The 20,127-nt window shown below is 73.2% G+C and carries 13 protein-coding genes; 10 read left to right on the top strand and 3 right to left on the bottom strand.

The features are described 5' to 3' along the window. The 10 genes from moeZ to OHA68_RS05205 all read left to right on the top strand — a co-directional run bounded on the left by moeZ (position 1) and on the right by OHA68_RS05205 (position 15,800). The gene (moeZ, locus tag OHA68_RS05250) at positions 1 to 1,182 is read left to right on the top strand and encodes an adenylyltransferase/sulfurtransferase MoeZ (RefSeq protein WP_189141788.1); all 1,182 of its coding nucleotides are present in this window, start codon (positions 1 to 3) and stop codon (positions 1,180 to 1,182) included. A gap of 81 nt (positions 1,183 to 1,263) precedes the next feature. Further along, positions 1,264 to 1,983 carry a hypothetical protein gene (locus OHA68_RS05245; protein WP_327106583.1) on the top strand — a complete coding sequence of 240 codons (720 nt, stop codon included), beginning with the start codon at positions 1,264 to 1,266 and terminating at the stop codon, positions 1,981 to 1,983. Next, positions 1,977 to 3,176 (top strand): S8 family serine peptidase, encoded by a 1,200-nt coding sequence (locus OHA68_RS05240; protein WP_327106582.1) that lies wholly within the window; start codon positions 1,977 to 1,979, stop codon positions 3,174 to 3,176. Before OHA68_RS05245 ends, OHA68_RS05240 begins: the two co-directional genes overlap by 7 nt. A 53-nt stretch (positions 3,177 to 3,229) precedes the next feature. Continuing rightward, entirely contained in the window at positions 3,230 to 4,132 is a 903-nt protein-coding gene (locus OHA68_RS05235; RefSeq protein ID WP_327106581.1) for a hypothetical protein, read from the top strand. Next, positions 4,126 to 5,283, top strand: coding sequence for a S8 family serine peptidase (locus tag OHA68_RS05230; protein ID WP_189141786.1), 1,158 nt, complete (start codon positions 4,126 to 4,128; stop codon positions 5,281 to 5,283). Before OHA68_RS05235 ends, OHA68_RS05230 begins: the two co-directional genes overlap by 7 nt. A 41-nt stretch (positions 5,284 to 5,324) precedes the next feature. Continuing rightward, a complete protein-coding gene (locus OHA68_RS05225; RefSeq protein WP_225277774.1) occupies positions 5,325 to 5,666 on the top strand; it encodes a hypothetical protein in 342 nt (113 codons plus the stop codon). Continuing rightward, positions 5,654 to 5,974 (top strand): MGMT family protein, encoded by a 321-nt coding sequence (locus OHA68_RS05220; RefSeq protein ID WP_189141784.1) that lies wholly within the window; start codon positions 5,654 to 5,656, stop codon positions 5,972 to 5,974. Before OHA68_RS05225 ends, OHA68_RS05220 begins: the two co-directional genes overlap by 13 nt. A 95-nt stretch (positions 5,975 to 6,069) precedes the next feature. Further along, positions 6,070 to 8,922: a CDP-glycerol glycerophosphotransferase family protein gene (locus OHA68_RS05215; protein ID WP_327106580.1), complete on the top strand. Its 2,853-nt coding sequence runs from the start codon at positions 6,070 to 6,072 to the stop codon at positions 8,920 to 8,922. 252 nt (positions 8,923 to 9,174) lie between these two features. Further along, positions 9,175 to 12,402, top strand: coding sequence for an ATP-dependent helicase (locus OHA68_RS05210; RefSeq protein ID WP_327106579.1), 3,228 nt, complete (start codon positions 9,175 to 9,177; stop codon positions 12,400 to 12,402). Then, a complete protein-coding gene (locus tag OHA68_RS05205; RefSeq protein WP_327106578.1) occupies positions 12,396 to 15,800 on the top strand; it encodes an ATP-dependent helicase in 3,405 nt (1,134 codons plus the stop codon). Before OHA68_RS05210 ends, OHA68_RS05205 begins: the two co-directional genes overlap by 7 nt. A 13-nt stretch (positions 15,801 to 15,813) precedes the next feature. On the opposite strand, the gene OHA68_RS05200 is transcribed toward OHA68_RS05205, so the two are convergent. From OHA68_RS05200 to OHA68_RS05190, 3 genes are read right to left on the bottom strand one after another with little or no spacing between them, the layout of a single operon-like run. After that, positions 15,814 to 17,382 carry an IucA/IucC family protein gene (locus tag OHA68_RS05200; RefSeq protein ID WP_327106577.1) on the bottom strand — a complete coding sequence of 523 codons (1,569 nt, stop codon included), beginning with the start codon at positions 17,380 to 17,382 and terminating at the stop codon, positions 15,814 to 15,816. Further along, positions 17,383 to 18,867, bottom strand: coding sequence for an IucA/IucC family protein (locus OHA68_RS05195; RefSeq protein ID WP_327106576.1), 1,485 nt, complete (start codon positions 18,865 to 18,867; stop codon positions 17,383 to 17,385). Next, the gene (locus tag OHA68_RS05190; protein ID WP_327106575.1) at positions 18,864 to 20,000 is read right to left on the bottom strand and encodes an ATP-grasp domain-containing protein; all 1,137 of its coding nucleotides are present in this window, start codon (positions 19,998 to 20,000) and stop codon (positions 18,864 to 18,866) included. The genes OHA68_RS05195 and OHA68_RS05190 overlap by 4 nt, the downstream gene beginning before the upstream one ends. Positions 20,001 to 20,127 lie beyond the last annotated feature (127 nt).

Genomic DNA, 20,127 nt, shown 5'->3' with positions numbered 1-20,127 from the left:
GTGTCGTTGCCACCGCTGGTCGAGCCGGCCGCCGAACTTACCGTCGATGAGGTACGCCGCTACTCGCGCCACCTGATCATCCCCGACGTGGGGATGGCCGGACAGAAGCGGCTGAAGAACGCCAAGGTGCTGTGTGTGGGCGCCGGCGGTCTCGGGTCGCCCGCCCTGCTCTACCTCGCCGCGGCGGGTGTCGGCACGCTCGGGATCATCGATTTCGACGTCGTCGACGAGTCCAACCTGCAGCGCCAGGTCATCCACGGCCAGTCCGACGTGGGCAGGCTCAAGGCCGAGAGCGCCGCGGCGTCAGTCCGCGAGATCAACCCCCTGATCGACGTCGTGGTGCACAACGCGACGCTGACCACCGAGAATGTCATGGAGATCTTCTCCGGCTACGACCTCATCGTCGACGGCACCGACAACTTCGCCACCCGCTACATGGTGAACGACGCCGCGGTGCTGCTCGGCAAGCCGTACGTCTGGGGTTCGATCTACCGCTTCGACGGCCAGGCGAGCGTCTTCTGGGCCGAGCACGGCCCCTGCTACCGCTGCCTCTACCCCGAGCCCCCGCCTCCCGGCATGGTCCCCTCGTGCGCCGAGGGCGGCGTGCTGGGCGTGCTGTGCGCCTCGATCGGCTCGATCCAGGTCAACGAGGCCATCAAGCTGCTCACGGGCATCGGCGACCCGCTGGTCGGCCGGCTGATGATCTACGACGCCCTGGAGATGAAGTACCGCGACGTCAAGGTCCGCAAGGACCCCGAGTGCGTGCTGTGCGGCAAGAACCCGACGGTCACCGAGCTGCTGGAGGACTACGAGGCCTTCTGCGGCGCGATCTCCGACGAAGCCGCCGAGGCCGCCACCGGCTCGACGATCACCGCTCAGGAGCTCAAGGCGATGCAGGACGGCGGCGAGAACATCTTCCTCGTCGACGTGCGCGAGATCAACGAGTACGAGATCGTCTCCATCCCGGGCGCCACCCTGATCCCCAAGGGTGACTTCCTCAACGGATCCGCGCTGGAGCGGCTCCCGCAGGACAAGCGCATCGTGCTGCACTGCAAGTCGGGCGCGCGCTCGGCGGAGGCGCTGGCGGTCGTGAAGAGCGCCGGCTTCGCCGATGCCGTGCACCTCGGCGGCGGCGTGCTGAGCTGGATCAAGACGGTGGATCCGAGCCTGCCCGAGTACTGAGTCCGATCCCTGAACGGTCCGCTCCCTGAACGGTCCGGTTTCTGAGGATGGCGCAGGGTCGCCCGCATTAAGGTCGATCCTGTGGACAATCCCCGCCTCTGGCCCTCCCTCGTGGTGGCCTCCGCGCTGACCCTGGTCTGCGCGGTGGCCGCCGGGGTGACGGCCGGGGAGGCGGGGACGGAGCTCACCCGTGGCCCGAACGCCGCCGAGCTCCGCGCGGCGGCCGAGGTCGAGGTCGCCGAGCGATGGCGCACCTGGGAGGCCGGGCGCATCTTCCCCGACAGCCTTCCCTACGCCGCGGAGCAGGGCGGCCGGGAGCGGGCCAGCCGGGTCGGCATCTCGCCGGACACCGGCTGCGCCGACTCGGTCGACGCCGAGGCCGCCGAGGCACTGGCCCTGGCGGGATGCCGGGCCGTGCTCCGCGCCACCTACATCGACGCGCTGCGCGGCGTGCTCGTCACCGTCGGGGTCGTCGCGCTGCCCGACGAGCCGCGCGCCGCCCGCGCCAGGGTCGCCTTCCCCGCCGCGGGCAAGCCCGTGCCGGGCCTTCGGCCGCTGGCCTTCCCCGGCACCGTCTCCCACCGTTTCACTCCTGCCGTACGGCAGGCGGGCTCGGTACGGCAGGCGGGCCCGTACCTCGTGCTGACCACGGCGGGACAGGTCGACGGCAGGCCGGCCGTCGCGTCCAGTGAGCAGCGTCCGGCCGTTTTCGCCTTCGCCGCCGAGCTCTCCGAGCGGATCCTGGCGGAGCTGAGCGTGCCGGTGATGCCCGACTGCTCGGCCGAGGAGTGGCAGTGCTGAGGGGTGCCGGCGTGGTCGTGCTGGCGGGGGCGTTGCTGTTCGACGCGCCGCCCGCCGTGGCCGACGACGTGCGCCGTGGCCAGGAGTCGGTGATCGAGGCGCTCGACCTGCGTACGGCCTGGCGGACCAGCAAGGGTGCGGGGGTCGTCGTGGCGGTGCTGGACTCCGGCGTCGATCCCGGCCATCGCGATCTGGTGGGCTCGGTGACCGTGGGCAAGGACTTCGTCGAGGGCGCGAACCCGCCCGGGGTGCCGCCCATGCGCCTGCACGGCACGTACATGGCCTCGCTGATCGCCGGGCACGGGCACGGGCCGGACGGGAGGTTCGGCGTCATCGGGGTCGCGCCCGAGGCGGGGGTGCTGTCGGTGCGGGTGATCCTGGAGGACGAGGAGCCGGGGTTCGGGACGTTCAACACCGACCAGCGGTTCGAGAACTCGGTCGCCGGTGGCATCCGGCACGCGGTCGACCAGGGCGCGGACGTGATCAACCTGTCGATCTCCAAGGACCTGCCGAACCGGCAGGAGCGCGCGGCCATCCGTTACGCGATCTCCAAGGGGGTCGTGCTGGTGGCCGCGGCGGGCAACCAGGGGGCGGACGGCGGGACCGTTCCCTACTCCTATCCGGCGTCCTTCACCGGGGTGGTGTCGGTGGGGGCGGCGGACGCGAAACTGCGGCGGGCGTCGTTCTCCAAGCGGAACGCCTCGGTCGTGGTGGCCGCGCCCGGGGTCGACATCATGGGCGCGGGCCCGGACGGCGGCTACTGGGTGGGCAAGGGCACGTCTCAGGCGACCGCGCTGGTCTCGGGGGTCGTCGCCCTGATAAAAGCGAAATATCCGGGAATGTCGCCGCCGTTGGTGGTGCAAGCCCTGGCCGAGAGCGCGACCGACAGGCCGCCGCACGGCTACGACATCGGCACCGGATTCGGCGTGGTCAACGCCGCCAAGGCGCTGGCCGCGGCCGGCCGGCTGGCCCGGCACACCGTGACGGCCGCGGCGGGCCAGGCGCACGACCCCGCCACTCCTCTCGGCGGCGGCCCGATCGGCCCGGTCAAGGTCGTCCACCGGGACGACGAGCACGTCATGGTCTACGGCTCCATCGCCGCGGTGCTGGTCGCGGGCGCCCTGGGGGCGCTGGCGGTCATCTTCGCTCTGGTCAGGAGGGTGCGACGCGCGCACAATTGCCAAGACGCATGATCCGCCACTTAACGGGGACGAAGTAGACACGTACGAACGGGAACGAGGCGGTGGTGAAGGCACGCAGGTCCACCTCAGGTCTGCCACGCGCCGGGGGAGCAGCCACGCCGGGCCGGAGAAATCCGCTCGGCGCCACCGCCGGTCGTGGCTCCCGCGTGCGCGACTGGCCGGTGGCTGGCACCGCGAGCCGGACGGCCGCCAAGGAACGGGCCGAGGCCGACGCGCTCCAGCAGGGCGTCCGCTACCGGCGGCTGTTCGTGGCGCTGCTCGGCACCATCGTGGCCCTGTCGGCCGTCATCGTGCTGCTCGGCACCGCGGCCCTGTTCAGGGAGACCCGGTCGCGGCCGCTGACCGCCGAGGAGCAGAGCCGCTACAAGCAGGAGGAGATCGCCCGACGCTGGCAGGCCTGGCCCGTCACGAGCGTCTTCCCCGAAGAGGTGAAGTACTTCGGGCTCGACCGCGTCCAGCAGTACGCCAGGCGCGTCGGCATCGCCCCCGAGGCCACCTGCCGCAGCGCCGTCGACTCCTCGATCGCCGGGATCCTCGACGGCCACGGCTGCCGCACCATGCTGCGCGCCACCTACGTCGACCAGACCTCCACCTTCGTCATGACCGTCGGCGTGGCCGTGCTGGAGGATGAGGAGGCCAGGGCCTCCGCCGCAGAGGAGCTCACCCAGGACGACCGGGTGGGCGTGCTGCCCGTCGCCTTCCCCGGCACGGTGGCCGAACGCTTCCAGGTCGCGCAGCGGCAGCGCACCGGCTGGGTGGGCGCCGGGCCGTACCTCGTCTTCTCGACCGCGGGCTACGCCGACGGCCGCACCAGGGCCGCCGTCCCGCCGGAGGAGATCCTGCACAGTGAGCTCTGGCCGGCGGCCAGGTCGGTCGGCAACCAGATCGCCTATTTCCTCGCGGACCCGCCCAAGGTGCCGCCCTGCACCCAGGGGAACGTGTGCTGACCGCCGTACGCGTGCTGACCGCCGTCGTGCTCGCCCTGCACGCCCCCGCCGAGGCGCCCATCAGGGAGCGGCAGCAGTGGGTGCTCGACGCGCTCAACGTCGAGCAGGCGTGGCAGGTCACCAAGGGCAAGGGCGTCACCGTGGCCGTCATCGACAGTCCCGTCGACAAAGGCGTCAAGGAGTTGCGCGGCCGGGTCACCGTCGGCCCGTACATGAGGTCGTCCGCGGAGGGCGAGGAGGTGGCCCCCGGCAGGCACGGCACCGCCATGGCCGGGCTGATCGCCGGATCGGGCGCCGACGGCGGGCTGGTCGGCGTCGCGCCGGAGTCCCGCGTCCTGTCCCTGCCGCTGGCGCTCGACGAGGAGCCCGACATCAACGTGATCCCGCCGCTGGAGGATCAGCGGAGCGCGACGCAGAGCCCGCTGGCACGGGCGCTGCGCTACGCCGCCAACCACGGCGCGCAGGTCGTCAGCATGTCGATCGGCACCTACGGCCCGCAGCGGACCGAGCGTGAGGCGGTCTCCTACGCGCTCGGCAAGGGCGTGGTGCTCATCGCGGCCGTGGGCAACGACGGGCAGAGCGACTACACCAAGGAGAAGGGCACCTCCTACTGGGCCTTCCCCGCCGGGTATCCCGGGGTCATCGGGGTGGCCGCCGTGGACGAGCGGAGCAACGTCGCGCCGTACAGCAGTGACAATCTGTCCGTGCTGGTCGCCGCGCCGGGCTCGGGGGTGCCCGTGCTCAAGCGGGGCGGCGGCTACGAGGTGGCCGATGGGACCAGCTCGGCGGCGGCGCTGGTGGCGGGGGTCGCGGCGCTCATCAAGGCACGCCACCCCGACCTGCGGCCGGCCCAGGTGGCGCAGGCGCTGGCCGTCGGCTCCAGGGGCCGGCCCGCCGCCGGGTACGACGACAGGATCGGGTTCGGGGTGGTCGACGCCGTGGCCGCGATGAACGCCGCCGAGCGACTGGCCGGCGAGAAGCGTTCCCTGCCGGTGCCGGACGAGCAGCACTTCGGGCAGGGGGAGGACTCGCCGCCGCCGTCCGCGCCCGGTCCCGATCCCTGGCGGCTGTGGCTGTACGGCGGCGGAGTTCTGATAGCGCTCATCCTGTTCTGCGGGGCGATCGTCATGCTCAATCAGCGCAGAGAGTAAAAGATCCGCTATCGTCGCGCGTCATGGGATACGAGCTACGCGTGGTTCGTGAGTCTCCGCTGGCCTTCGGGGAGCTGGCGAGGGCGATCGCGCCGGCCGGTTTCGAGCTGCGCGGATCGGACGAGATCGTCGCCAGGCATGGCGGCGGCACGCACCCCGTGGGCGCATGGCGGGACCAACTGATCGGGGAGCCCGGCTCCGACTGGCAGGTGGCGCAACTCGTCCGGCTGGCCGCCGCGCTCGGTGCCAGGCTGGTCGGCGAGGACGGCGAGGTCTACGCGCTGCGTGACGGGGTCGTGGAGGTGCTGGCCGACGGCACCGCGATGGTGCTCGGCAAGCTGGACGAGATGATCGAGGCGGGCCCGGCGGCGTGGACGCCGTGAACCCCTTCGCCGAGGCGGTGCTCGACGTCGTCGAGCGCATCCCGCCCGGCAGGGTCATGTCGTACGGCGACATCGCCGAGTACGTGGGCCAGGGCGGCCCCCGGCAGGTAGGCCGGGTGATGTCCACCTATGGAGGCGGTGTGCCCTGGTGGCGGGTGGTGCACGCGGACGGCACCGGCGCACCGGACCACGAGCAGCGCTGCCTGGCCCATTGGCGCGAGGAAGGCACGGCGCTGCGGGGTGACCGGGTGGATATGCGAAGGGCCCGCTGGGACGGGCGTTCAGCGGATTTTCAGGAAGCGCCTTGACCTGCTTTTTCGGTTAAGGGGCGATTTGTTGACATGTGACTCCTATTAGCATGAGCAGAAATACTGACGGCGGCCCGAAAGGCGGTGCCCACCCGATGGCTACCGGCGTAAAAGCCCAGAGCCCGGGCGGCGAAGCGGTCCCCGACCGCCTCAAGGCTGTCCAGGATCTCTGCGATCGCGGCGAAGCACTCGACGCCATCATGCGCGTCGTCGGCCCAGGCGGCCGTGACTCCGCGTTCGACAGCGAGGCGCTCAGCGGCCCGCTGGGCGCCCGGATGGATCTGGCGGTCAAGCGTGGCGCCGCGCGCAGGCGCGAGCTGCTCACCTTGCTGCGCCCCTACCTGGCGAGTGTGGACCCGGGCGTCAAGCGTGAGCTGCCCGTGGCCCGCCGCCTCATCTGCCACCTGATCGAGAGCCGCCCCGACGAGGAGCTCGTCGACGGCGAGACCCTCACCAAGGTCGTCGCGGCGGCGGCCGAGCCGTCCAAGCGCATCCGCAAGGGCCTGCGCTGGTACGCCGACCTGCCGTTCCGCGACGAGCTGCCGGCCGAGCTCTACCGGCTCAGGCGCGCCGACATGGTGCCGGTGACCCACATCGACGACATCGTCTGGGTCGGCGGCAAGCTGCGCATCACCGGCTTCGCCTACCTCGCGGGCCTGTCCGTCCGCAGCCGCCGCTTCAACAGGGCGACCGTGGTGCTGCGCGGCCCGCGCTGGCTGCCGCCCGTGCGGCTGCGTACCCGCCGGGTGCTCGCGCCCGAGGCCACCCACGGCGCCCGCGAGCCCGGCTGCAACTACGACTGGTCCGGCTTCAACGCCGAGCTCAACCCGTGGGCGCTGCGCTGGCGCGGCGCGGTGCGGGCGGTCGTCCACGCCGTGCGGCGGCGCCTGCGCAGCCGTCCCGCCGTGCGCGACACCACCACGTGGCGCGCCGAGATCGTGTTCTGGAGTCGTGGCGCGCGGGCCACCGGTCTGCTGCGCGGCGCCTCCGTGGGCCGCAGCGAGCGTCCCGCTGGCCGCAAGCTGCGGCCCGGCTGGTGGGCCAGGCCGGTCTGGACCTCCGACCGCGCCCTGCAGGTGGTGCTCCAGCCCAACCGGGCCGAGCTGACCGGCGTCACCGTCGACGAGGACCGTCTCGGGCTGCAGATCTTCCTGCCCGACCGCGCGGTGACCAAGGGCCACGCCCGGCTGGGCGGCCATCGCATCGCCGCCGAGTTCACCCCCTCGGGCAAGGGCACCGAGGTGCTGATCAGCCTGGCGGTGCCCGCGCTGCTGCAGGAGAAGGACGGCCGCCGCCTGTGGGTCGAGCCCAAGGGCGACCCCGCCGCGTCGGTCATGCTCGGCGACCTGGCGGACACCAGGACGACCGTCGCCGACCGCGAGATCACCGTGCTCGGCGACCGGCGCGACCGCGTGGTCGTCTCCGCGCACCGGATCCGCCCGGTGATCGTCTCGGCCGTGTGGGAGGGGTCCACGCTCGTCCTCAAGGGCGACTACCCTGACGCGCCGGGACCGCGCTCGCTCACCCTGCGCCACCGCTCCGGCCTGTCCTACGTGATCCCGATGGAGCGCTCCGGCGAGGACTTCACCGTACGGATCTCCCCGGCCGCCATGGACCGCTTCGGTGAGGCGGTGCCGCTGTCGTCCGGCACCTGGAACATGACCGTGCGCCACCCGTCCGGTGAGATCGTCCCGGCCCGCATGGACCACGCCTGCCTGGAGACCCTGGACGAGGAGCCGCGCGTCCTCGGCGGCCACGCGTTCCGGATGATCTCCACGCGCTTCGACGTGCCCGTGGTGATGTCGGAGGAGGAGCGCCCCGCGGACGAGAAGGGCGTGGCGGGCACCCACGTGCTGCGCCGCGTCTTCTACCCCGCCCAGCGCACCGAGCCGCTGGGCGACGCGACCGTCTACGTGGTCAACGACGGCCGCCTCTACGCCGACAGCGTCCGGGCGATCTACGAGGAGCGGCTGCGGCGCGGCGACGACCGCGAGCACATCTGGATCGTCAAGGACGGCGCGTTCGTCCCGCCGGGCCCGGCGACCGTGGTGCGCGCGGGCAGCCGCGAGCACCACGCGGCGCTCGCCAGGTCCCGCTACATCGTCACCAACGCGTTCCTGCCCGTCTGGTTCCGCTCCCGCGAGGGCCAGGTGGTCGTGCAGACCTGGAACGGCACCCCGGCCAAGCACATCGGCAACGACCAGGCGCACATGAACCGTGACCCCCGCCCGCCGATCTGGCACCGGCAGGCCACGGAGGTGCGCGGCTGGGACGTGCTGCTGTCGCAGTCGCCGTGGGCGACGCCGGTGCTGCGCCAGGCGTTCGGCTACCAGGGCGAGGTCCTGGAGAGCGGCCTGCCGCGCAACGACGTCCTCACCTCGCCCGACCGGGACGAGCTGGCGGCGGCGGTCCGGGCCCGCCTCGGGCTGGCCGAGGGCAAGCGCGTGATCCTCTACGCGCCGACCTGGCGTGACTACGACCGCAAGAACGCCATGGTCAAGCTCGACCTGGCCAAGGCCCGCGAGGCGCTCGGCGCCGACCACGAGCTGCTGGTACGCGCCCACCCCATGCAGGCCGCACCCGCCGTCCCCGACATCGCCCGTGACGTCACGACTTATCCGGATATCGCGGATCTGCTGCTGGTGACGGACGTGCTGGTGACGGACTACTCCTCGGTCATGTTCGACTTCGCCGTGACCGGCCGCCCGATCGTCCTGTACGGCTACGACCTGGCGAAATACTCCACCAAGCGGGGCCTGTACGTGGACCTGCCGGAGATCGCGCCCGGCCCGGTGCTGTCGACGTCGTCGGACGTGGTCGAGGCGCTGCGCTCCATCGATGAGGTGTCGGCCGCGCACGCCGACCGCTACGACGCCTTCAGGGCCACCTTCGCCCCGCGCGACGACGGCAAGGCCACGGCCAGGGTCGTGGACCACATCTTCTCCTGACGAAATCTTCTCCTGACGAACCGGCACGCCGGTGAGCGATGTGCTCACCGGCCAGGGGCTCGTTCACCGGCACGCTGCGTCCCGGCGTGTCGCCGAGAATCCTGATATTTCCCCAGATACCGTGGGCGATCGCGCGAGGAGACCGGTCAAGACGGCACGATCTACCCCTGTGGTCTGGTGGAATCTAGTGTTGTGAGTGGTCAGACCTGGCGACTGGTGCGCCGCAGCAGTGGGGGGCCTGTCGAGGCCCCTGTGCTGGACGAACATCAGCGTGCCGTGGTCGAGCACCGGAGTGGCCCGCTGCTGGTGCTCGCCGGGCCGGGCGCGGGCAAGACCACCACGATCGTGGAGAGCGTCGTCGACCGGATCGAGCGGCGCGGCACGGACCCCGAGCGGGTGCTGATCCTCACCTTCAGCCGCAAGGCCGCCGGTGAGCTGCGCGAGCGCGTCACCGGACGGCTGCGCAGGACCACCCGCACCCCGCTGGCGCTGACCTTCCACTCCTACGCCTACGCGCTGCTGCGGCGCGAGGCCGTGCTGGCGGGCGAACGGCCGCCGCGCCTGCTCACCGGCCCCGAGCAGCTCCTGGAGGTGCGGCGGCTGCTGCACGGCGAGCTGGAGGACGGGGCGCTGGAGTGGCCCGAGGACCTGCGCGAGCCGCTGAAGACCCGCGGATTCGCCGAGGAACTGCGCGACTTCCTGTCCCGCGCGGCCGAGCGCGGCCTGGACGGCGAGCGGATCCAGGAGCTGGGCAGGCGCCACGGCCGGGCGGACTGGGTCGCGGCCGGCCGCTTCTCCCAGCGCTACCAGGTCCGCTTCGACCTGGACCCCGAGCCCGCGCTGGACTACTCCGAGCTGATCAGGGCGGCGGCGGGCCTGCTCACCGATCCCGACGTGCGCCGGCGGGAGCGCGCCGCGCACGACGCGGTGTTCGTGGACGAATACCAGGACACCGACCCGGCGCAGGAGTTCCTGCTGGAGCAGCTGGCCGGCGATGGCCGGGACCTGGTCGCGGTGGGTGACCCGGACCAGTCGATCTACGGGTTCCGTGGCGCGGACGTGCGCGGCATCCTGAAGTTCCCCGAGCGCTTCCGTACCCGGGAAGGGCGGGACGCGCCGGTGGTGGCCCTGCGGGTCTGCCGCCGCAGCGGCGAGGAGCTGCTGGAGGCCTCGCGCCGGGTCGCCGCCCGCCTGCCCGCCGCCCCGATGCCCGACGGCGGCCGTTCGGGCGGCCACCGGGACCTGCTGCCGCTGCCGGAGACCCCGGCGGGGGACGTCCGGGTGCTGCTGGCCGACAGCACCAGCCAGGAGGCCGCGGTCGTCGCCGACACACTGCGGCGCGCGCACCTGATCGACGGGGTGCCCTGGCACCGGATGGCGGTGCTCGTCCGATCGGCGATCCGCCAGGTGCCGTTGCTGCGCCGGGCGCTGGTCAACGCCGGGGTGCCCACGATGATCGCCGGCGACGAGGTGCCGATCGCCCAGGAGCCCGGCGTACGGCCGCTGCTGACGATGCTCCGCGTCGCCCTGGACGTCACCGAACTGGACGAAGGCGTCGCCGAGGAGCTGCTGACCGGCCCACTCGGCGGGACCGACATGATCGGCGTCCGCCGCCTGCGCCGCGCACTCAAAATCGCCGAGAACGAAGCCACCACCGCCGAGGAGCCCACCACCCCCGACGTACCGGCAGCCGAGAAGCCCCCCACTCCCGTCGCGGCCGGGGATGAGCCCGCGGGCGGTGCGGTGCGCGCGGGGGGCGAGCCCGCCACCCTGCCGTTCGGGGTGCGGTCCTCGGGGGAGTTGCTCGTCGCCGCCGTCAAGGACGCACGCGAGCTCGTACGGATAGAGCCGCACATCGCGCTGCCCGCCGAGCGGGTCGCCAGGCTGCTGACCACCGCCAGGCAGGCGGTGCGCGAGCAGGGCAGCGCCGAGGAGGCGCTGTGGGCCGTCTGGCAGGGCAGCGGCCTGGCCGAGCGGTGGACGGAGCTGAGCCTGGCCGGCGGCGCCAGGGGCGCGCAGGCCGACCGGGACCTCGACGCGGTGGTGGCCCTGTTCGACTCGGCGGCCCGGTTCGTCGACCGGATGCCCAAGGCGGGCCCCGAGGTGTTCCTGGACGACCTGGCCGCGCAGGAGATCCCCGGTGACACGCTGGCTGAGCGGGCGCCCGACGGCGACGCCGTCCGCGTGCTGACCGCCCACCGCGCCAAGGGCCTGGAGTGGGACGTGGTGGTCGTGGCGGGCGTCCAGGAGGGCGTCTGGCCGGACCTGCGGCTGCGCGGCTCGATGCTGGGCGTGGAGGACCTCGTCGAGGTGGTGGAGGGAGCGCGGCCGAACGCCGCCTCGCTCACCTCCAAGCTGCTGGCCGAGGAGCGCCGGCTGTTCTACGTGGCCGCCACCCGCGCCCGCCGCCGCCTGGTGGTGACCGCCGTGGGCGGCGAGGACACCGACGAGCGGCCGTCCCGGTTCCTGTCGGAGCTGCTGCCGGGCGCGGTGGAGGAGGCCACGGTCGACGACCGGGCCCGGTGGCTGAACATGTCCGCGCTGGTCGCCGACCTGCGCAGCGCCGTCACCGACCCCACCAAGCCCGCCGCGATGCGGCACAAGGCGGCCGAGCAGCTGGCAAGGCTGGCCGCCGCCGGCGTGCACGGCGCGCACCCCAACGACTGGTACGCGCTGACCACCATGACCGACGACCGCCCCCTGAGCTGGCCGGACGACATCGTCAGCATCTCCCCGTCGGCCGTGGAGAGCTTCACCAAGTGCGGCCTGCGCTGGCTGCTGGAGACCGCCGTCGGCGCCGCCGGCACCAGCTCCGCGCAGGGCCTCGGCACGGTGATCCACGCGCTGGCCGTGCTGGCCGCCACCGACCTGCCCAGCGAGGACCTGCTCGGCAAGCGGCTGGACGAGATCTGGACGGAGCTCGACTTCGGCGGCGTATGGTTCAACCGCAAGCAGCGCCAGGTCGCCGAGCAGATGATCGGCAAGTTCCTCCGCTGGCACCAGGACAATCCGCGAGATCTCGTCGCCCTGGAAGAGGCGTTCGTCGCCACGGTGGCCGACGGCGTCCAGATCAAGGGCCGCGTCGACCGGGTGGAGCGCGACGCGGAGGGCAGAGCGGTGATCATCGACCTCAAGACGGGCGGCGCCAAGCCCAGGCCGGGCGAGCTCGACCGGCACCCCCAGCTCGGCGTCTACCAGCTCGCGGCCGTGCTCGGCGCGTTCGCCAGGCACGGCATGACCGAGCCGGGCGGGGCCGCGCTGGTCCAGCTCGGCAAGGCGGCGGGCAAGAGCGCCGCGGTGGAGCAGAAGCAGCAGGCCCTCGCCGAGGACGCCAACCCCGGCTGGGCCGCGGACCTGGTCGACACCGTGGCGATCGGCATGTCGGGCCCGTTCTTCCAGGCGAAGGCGAACGACGGCTGTCGCACCTGCGCGGCCAAGGCGAGCTGCCCGGTCAACGACAGCGGGGGACAGGTGTGCTGAACCCGGTCGAACTGGCCGACAAACTCGGCATCCTGCCGCCCACCCGCGAGCAGGCCGGCGTCATCGAAGCCCAGCTCGAACCCATGGTCGTGATGGCCGGGGCCGGCTCGGGCAAGAGCGAGACGATGGCCGGTCGCGTGGTCTGGCTGGTGGCCAACGGCCTGGTCAGCCCCGGCAACGTGCTCGGCCTGACGTTCACCCGCAAGGCCGCCGCCGAGCTCGCCGTCCGGGTCAGGGAGCGGCTCAACGGGCTGGCGGAGGCGGGGCTGGTCGAGCCCGCCCTGCTCGACGAGGAGCCGACCGTTTCCACCTACCACGCCTACGCCGCCCGCCTGGTCACCGACCACGCCCTGCGCGAGGCGCTGGAGCCGACCATGCGCCTGGTCACGCCGGCCGTCTCGTGGCAGCTCGCCTCCCGGGTGGTGGCCATGTATGACGGGCCGATGGACCGGATCGAGCTGAGCCCGCCCTCGGTCACGGCCGCGGTGCTGGAGCTCGCCGGGGAGTTGTCGGAGCACCTGCGCGCCGCCCCCGACGTGCGCCGCGTGGGCGAGTGGCTGCGTGACAGGTACGACGCGCTGCCGGGCCGGACGGTCGCCGCCCAGCGCAAGCCGCTGGCCGTACAGGCGGCCAGGGAGCAGCTGCTGCCGCTCGTGGAGGCGTACGAAAGGCTCAAGCGCGGCCGGGAGGTCATCGACTACGGCGACCAGATGTCGCTGGCCGCGAGGATCGCGGCCAACCACAAGGAGGTCGGCGAGATCGAGCGCGCCCGCTTCTCCGTGGTGCTGCTCGACGAGTATCAGGACACCAGCCACGCGCAGCTCGTGCTGCTGCGCTCGCTGTTCGGCGGCGGCCACCCGGTCACGGCGGTGGGCGACCCCTGCCAGTCGATCTACGGCTGGCGCGGCGCCTCGGCGGGCAACCTGCGCCGCTTCCCCCAGGACTTCAGGAGCGGCTCCGGCGACCTCGCCCCGGTGCGGCAGCTCAGCGTCAGCTTCCGCAACGGCGACCGGGTGCTCGACGTCGCCGCGCGGGTGCAGCTCCCGCTGCGGATGGAGGCCCGCGAGGTGCCCGTGCTGGTCCCCGGCCCCAACCGGGTCGACCGCGGCCGGGTCACCTGCGCCTTCCACGAGACGGCCGAGGACGAGGCCAGGTGGATCGCCGACGGCATCGCCGGGCTGCTGGGCAAGGAGGTCGCCCCCGACGGCCTGCCCTGGGGCGAGAAGGAGCGCAAGAAGACGCTCGCCATCCAGCCGCAGGACGTGGCGATCCTGGCGCGCAAGAGGTCACAGTTTCCTGCCTTGCGCCGGGCGCTGGAGGCGCGCGACATCCCCGTCGAGGTGGTCGGCCTGGGCGGCCTGCTGACCGTGCCCGAGGTCAACGACATCGTCGCGACGCTGCGCGTGCTGTACGACCCGACGGCCGGCGACGCGCTGGCCCGGCTGCTCGCGGGGCCGCGCTGGCGGATCGGCCCCGCCGACCTGCGGGCGCTGGGCGAGCTCGCCCGTGAGCTGAACCGCGAGTCCCGGGACGGCCGCCGCGCCGACGACCCGCTGGACCAGGTGGTGGCCGACCTGGCCGAGGAGCGCGGCAGCCTGGTGGACGCGCTCGACGAGCTGCCCGACCGGGAGGCCTGGCTGCGCTCGTTCTCGCCGCTGGCCGCGACCAGGCTCGTCGCGCTCGCGCACGAGCTGCGCCAGCTGCGGTCCCACACCGGGCAGCCGCTGCCGGACCTGATCAGCGAGATCGAGCGCAGGCTGGGCCTGGACATCGAGGTGGCGGCGCGCGGCGGCACGGTCAGCGCGTTCGCCGCCAGGGCCGACCTCGACGCGTTCCAGGACGCGGCGGCCCGGTTCGCCGGCGACTCCGAGGACCCGACGCTCGGCGCGTTCCTGGCCTACCTGCAGGCGGCCGAGAGCGAGGAGTTCGGGCTGGAGGCGGGCCGGGTCGGCGAGAGCAACAGCGTCAAGCTGATGACCGTGCACGCCTCCAAGGGGCTGGAGTGGCCCGTCGTGGTGGTGCCCGGCCTGTCGCAGCTCCTCAGCACCAAGGGGACGATCGCCAGCGGCAGCATGTTCCCCGCCACGCCCGTCACCAACAGCCGCTGGACCGACAACCCGCGCAAGCTGCCGTACGCGCTGCGCGGCGACGCCGCCGACCTGCCCCGGCTGGCCGGGCTCGGCAAGGAGGAGCTGGCGGTGTTCGACGAGCTCTGCCGCGAGCGGGACCTCATGGAGGAACGGCGGCTGGCGTACGTGGCCGTCACCCGCGCCCACTACCAGCTGATCGCCTCCGGCTACCGGTGGGGGAGCGCCTCCAAGCCGCTGGCCCCGTCGGACTTCCTGCTGGAGATCCGCGACACCGCCGACCGGGTCGCGTTCTGGGCGCCCGAGGTGACCGAGGGCGCCACGAACCCGCTGCTGGCCGAGCCGGCCGAGGCCGTCTGGCCGGTCACCCCCGAGGGCCTGCGGTACGAGTCCGTCCTCGACGGCGCCCGCCTGGTGGAGGCCGCGCTGGACCGGGTGATGACGGCTGCTCCGGCGGAGGGCGTACAGGAAGACGCCGCAGGCACGGCGGGCGTGTCCGAGGACGCCGTCCGAGGCGCGGGAGGCGTGCCGGGGGATGCCGGTGTGTCCGTGGAGGGCGGGCGAGGCGCTGAGGTGCTGCGGGCGTTCGAGGAGGAGCGGGTGCGCGCCTGGGAGCGCGACACCGACCTGCTGCTGCGCGAGCGGGAGCTGCACCGGCGGCGCGGCTCCACCACCGTCGAGCTGCCGACCAACCTCACCGTGTCCTCTCTGGTCACGCTGGCCGGCGACGCCCGCGAGCTGGCCCGCAGGATCCGTCGTCCGGTCCCGGTCAAGCCCGCGCCGCTGGCCCGGCGCGGCACGTCGTTCCACAGGTGGCTGGAGACCCGGTGGGACCAGCAGCGGCTCATCGACGACTTCGAGCTGGACCTGCTCCAGGAGCCGGAGGAGGCGGACGTGCGGCTGGCCGACCTGCAGGAGCGGTTCGAGCAGAGCGAGTGGGCCGAGCGGAAGCCGCTCGACCTGGAGGTGCCGTTCGAGACCATGATCGCCGATCGGCTGGTGCGCGGCCGGATGGACGCCGTCTTCGAGCTGCCCGACGGGCGCTACGAGGTCGTCGACTGGAAGACCGGCGAGCCGCCCAAGGGCAAGGCGGCCAGGGTGGCGTCGGTGCAGCTCGCGGCCTACCGCCTGGCCTGGTCGCAGCTCGCGGGCGTGCCCCTGGAGAGCGTGGGCGCGGCCTTCCACTACGTGCGCGCGAACCGGACCGTGCGGCCGGTGGACCTGCTCGACGCCGACGGCCTGGTGGCACTCATCGAGGCCGTCCCCACCCGCCCCCAGCCCGCCGACCGCCCTCCCCGGCCCGGTTCCTGAGCCTCCGGGGCGATCACGCGAGCGGGTTGGCGATCGGTACGTATCCGGCGGACCGGTCGGCCGCCCTGGCCCAGCGCACGCTCAGGTTGGCCTTGGCCGGCAGCGGGGAGCCCGCCAGCAGGTCGGACAGCGGCAGCGGCCGGCCCAGTTCGCCGGCCTGCTGGAGGAGGATCTCGCGGGCCGCCTTCCACAGCTCCGGCAGGATCTCCCCCGCGCCGTCCGCGCCGTGGCCCGCCACCGTGGCGGCGATCTCCACCAGGTGGTTGACCAGCAGGCAGTAGACCACCCGCGCCCAGCCCCGCTCGGCGTCGTACGACACGGCCCGCGCCACCTGCGGAGCGAGCCCGGTCAGGTCGTGCCGGCCGGTGACGAGCTTGGCGCCCTCCAGGTCGCGGAAGACGGCCGCCACGGGCAGCCCGGAGGCGTCCAGGTCCACCAGGACGTTCTGCAGGTGCGGCTCCAGGATCACGCCGTGGGTGAAGTAGAGCTCCAGCACCGGCCGGGCCACCGCCGAGACGTAGGCGGTCCACCACGCGAGCGGATCGCGGCCCAGCGCCTCCGGGGCGGGCGAGCCGGCGGCCAGGGCCCCGGCCAGGATCGGGGTGACGCCGGGGGAGCCGCCCGTCCACGGCCCGGTTCTGACGATCACGCCGAGGCCCTCCAGCAGGCGCGGGCCGAGGTCGGCCGAGCGGTAGCCGGGCTCGGGCAGCCACCGCGTCCCAGGATGTTTTCGCGAAATATCGTGGAAAATAGGGGTGAGTCGGCGGGTCAGCTCCACCGCCCCGGCCAGCTCGTACCACGCGTTCTTCCGTACACAGTTGGTGATCCGCACGTCCAGGCTGAACTTCAGGCACACCCCGGCATCCGGCGCGTACACCGTCCGCACCGACGAGGTCGGCATGACGGCGGGCCCCGGCCCCAGATCCACCAGCTCGCCCCCCAGAGCGGGCCGCAGCAGGTCGAGCTGCCACGGATGCGCGGGCAGCAGCCGATAACCGGCGGGCGCCTCTCCCAGCCCGTCCAGCGCCGTCACGTCGCCCTCCTGCGCCAGCGCGTCCGCCCGCACTCCCAGCAGCCGGAGCGGGAAACTCGCGTGCGCCTCGGGCGCGTACCGCAGCCACCCCCGCCCGCCCCGCGCCTTCGGGCTCGGGTGGAACGGGTGCCCGTACACCAGCGCCTGCTCCGAGGCCAGCCACGGATCGGCCGGCGGCACGGCGGCGGCCCTGGCCCGCAGGATCACCGCCATGGCCGTACGACTGGCCGCCACCTGCCCGGCGAACTCCTCGTTGTGGCCGCGTCCACGCCCCAGGTCCACCTGTGCCAGCCGTACCAGCTCGTCGGTCGTCAGGGGGTGCCAGGCGCCCGCTTCGAGCCGCTCGGGACACCCCTCGAAGCGCAGCGCCGCGCCGCCGCGCGTGCGCGCCCGCAGCAGCTCGCCGCCCACCCGCAGCAGCACGTACGGCGGAGCCGGCCAGACCAGGCCGCGCGGTCCGGCGACCTCCCGGACGCAGCAGCGCAGCAGCGCCGCGAGCGTCGCCCCCTCGGCCTCCTCGGCGGGCGAGGTGAGGGCCAGACCGTGCATTCAAGCTCTCCTCAGGTAGTTGGGCCCGCTGGTGCCGTAGAACTTGTTCACGTCCGCCGCGCCGGTCCGCTCCTTGGCCACCAGCGTCCCGGCGGTGACCATGGACTTGCCGGTGAGCCGGGCTGCGTCGAGCGTCCTGGCCCGCAGGAGTCTGGCCATCGGGTCGTCGCCGTAGCCGTTGAGCGCCTCGGCCAGCGTGTCGCGCAGCAGCGCGGCCGCGCGGGCGTGCGGCAGCGCCCCGAAGGCGATGGCGGCGGCCGCCAGGTGGAGCGTGATGGTCACGAACACGTCGGCCAGCGCGTGCGGGTCGTCGGTCAGCATCCGGGGATCGCCGAACTCGGGCACCGCGACCCCGGCCGCCGCGAGCCTGGCGGGCGAGGCCAGCAGCCCGTCGTTGTCCTTGACCAGCAGCTTCATCCCCTCGCCGGTGAAGACCAGGGACAGGTTCTGCTGGTGCGCCTCCAGCGCGACGCCGTACTCGACGAACAGCCGTACGTTCCAGCGCAGCAGGAGGCGCAGGTAGGCGGGCAGCACGTCGCCCAGCTCGGCCAGCACACCCGGGATCGCCAGCGCCGCGACCGGCACCACCTTCCCGGCCGGGAGCCTGCGCACCATCCAGGCGAGGTACTCGTGCCCCGCGTGCGCGTGGCTCTGCTCGTCGGCGATCAGCACGTCGGAGTCGGCGAGCGCGCGCAGCAGCAGCTCCGCGCGGGCGCCGTCGCGCAGGGTGCCGGCCTTGATCGAGCGCCGGTTGCGCAGGCCGAGGGTGCTGGTGGGCAGCGGCAGCTTGAGATGCGTGCGGGCGTCGATCTCCACGGTCCGCATCGACAGCGTGGGCCGTACGGTGACACGCGGCTCCTCCAGCACCCGCACCCCGTCGATCCCGCGCACCTCGCCCACGGTCAGCGGATGCACCGGAAAGAGCGCCTCCCCGTCCGACAGCTCCCACGCCCGCACGTCCGCGGGCAGCCCGAGCGCGGAGCCCGGCTCCAGCATCCTGCGCGGCACCGCCGCCCAGCGCAGCTCGAACGAGGGCGCGAACTCCGGCGCGTACGCCAGCAGATCGGCCTCCGACAGCCCCTGCCGGGCCCGTGAGGTCGGATAGACCGGATGGTCGGCGAACGCCGCCAGCGACTCGTAGGAGGGCTTCCTGGCCAGTACGTCGGGCAGGTGCGCGTCGTGCAGCTCCAGGGCGGCCAGCGCCGCCACGCACTCCTCGAAGAACGCCGCCACGCCCGCCGCGTCCTGCGGGTCGGCGAGCTCGGCCAGCGTCTCCAGCACCTGCTCCAGCCCGAGCTGCTGGCCGGGGGCCACCACGAAGTCCTGGAACGGCGCGCCGGTCGCCAGCCGCACCAGCCGCCCGTCGGCCAGCGTCAGCCCGACGCCGCTCCGGCTCCTGCCCACCCGGGCCGACAGCCTGCCGTAGTCCTCGCGCAGCAGGGCGTTGAGCACCCGGGCGGCCAGGTACGCCTCCCTGGACCTCATCCGACGACCCAGGGCCGGGTGGCGCGGTAGTCGAGCACGGCCGCGTCCACCCGGGCCCGGTCCGGCCCGACGGCCCTGATCACGCCCAGGTAGTCGCGGTTGGTGTGGGTCCGCTCCACCCGGTCGCCGACCTGGCGCAGCGGCCGGTGCCAGAGCCGGACGCCGTCCCGGGCGAGCTCCTCCGCCCCGGGCGCCGAGGTGATCGTGCCGGATCGGCCGGCGACCAGGCTGACCGCGCTGCCGTACCGGTCGACGGCGGGCACCCGCGGTGCCCGCTCGCCGAGATGAACCCGCAGGATCCACTCGAACAGCGGCACGCCGAGCAGGTCGGCGAGCAGGAAGTCGCAGTGGTCGCCGATCACCCGGTAGTTGATCTCGACGATCCGCGGCCCGCGCGCGGTGTCGACGTACTCGGTGTGGCAGGCGCCGAAGCCCGCCCCGATGGCCCGCAGCGCCGCCAGCACGTGCTCGTGCGGCCCGTCCGGCGCCCAGTCCAGCCGCTCCTCGACGAAGTACGGCAGCGGCCCCAGCGTGGTGGCGAACCCGCCGAGCACCTGGATCGTCTCCCCGTCGCCCAGGGTCTCCAGCGTGCGCAGCGGCCCCTCCAGATATTCCTCCACGACCAGCGACTCGCCGGGCCGTCGCCGCCTGATCGTACGGACCGCTCCGGCCAGATCGGACGCCACGTACAGCACGTCCTCGCTGGCCACCCCCTCCCTGGGTTTGACCACGAGCGGGTACGTCAGCCCGTCCGGCACCGGATCCCCGGGCCCCAGCCGGACGGAGCGGACCCGCTCGATCCCCGCCTGCGCGAGCCTGCGGCGGGTCAGGAACTTGTTCTTGGCGGTCAGGCAGGCCCGCCAGTCCTTGCCGGGCAGCCCGAAGTAGTCGGCGGCCATGGCCGTCTCCGCCTGCAGATGATCGGAGTTGGAGAAGAGGGCGTCGGGCCTGCCGAGGTGCTCGATCGTGTCGATCAGGGCGCGCGGGTCGCGCACGTCGCAGGCGACGGCGCCGGGATGCCGCTCCGGCCGGTCGGTGAGGATCGTCACCTCACACCCCAGCGCGCGGGCGGCGGGCAGGAATCCGCCGGTCACCGAATCGGTCGCTTTGAGCGCGGTCAGGTAGAGCCGCAACGCGAGGCACCCCCGGAGGATCAGGTAAGGCTAACCTAACTCACAAGATCCTAGTCCCTCGAAGATCCGGCTGAAGCCGTGGATTCGTAATCGGGGGACAACCCCGAGGTCATAGGATGACATGGGA

The sequence above is a fragment of the Nonomuraea glycinis genome, from assembly GCF_035920485.1.
GTDB lineage: Bacteria > Actinomycetota > Actinomycetes > Streptosporangiales > Streptosporangiaceae > Nonomuraea > Nonomuraea glycinis.
This window is presented reverse-complemented; position numbering and strand designations above follow the sequence as displayed.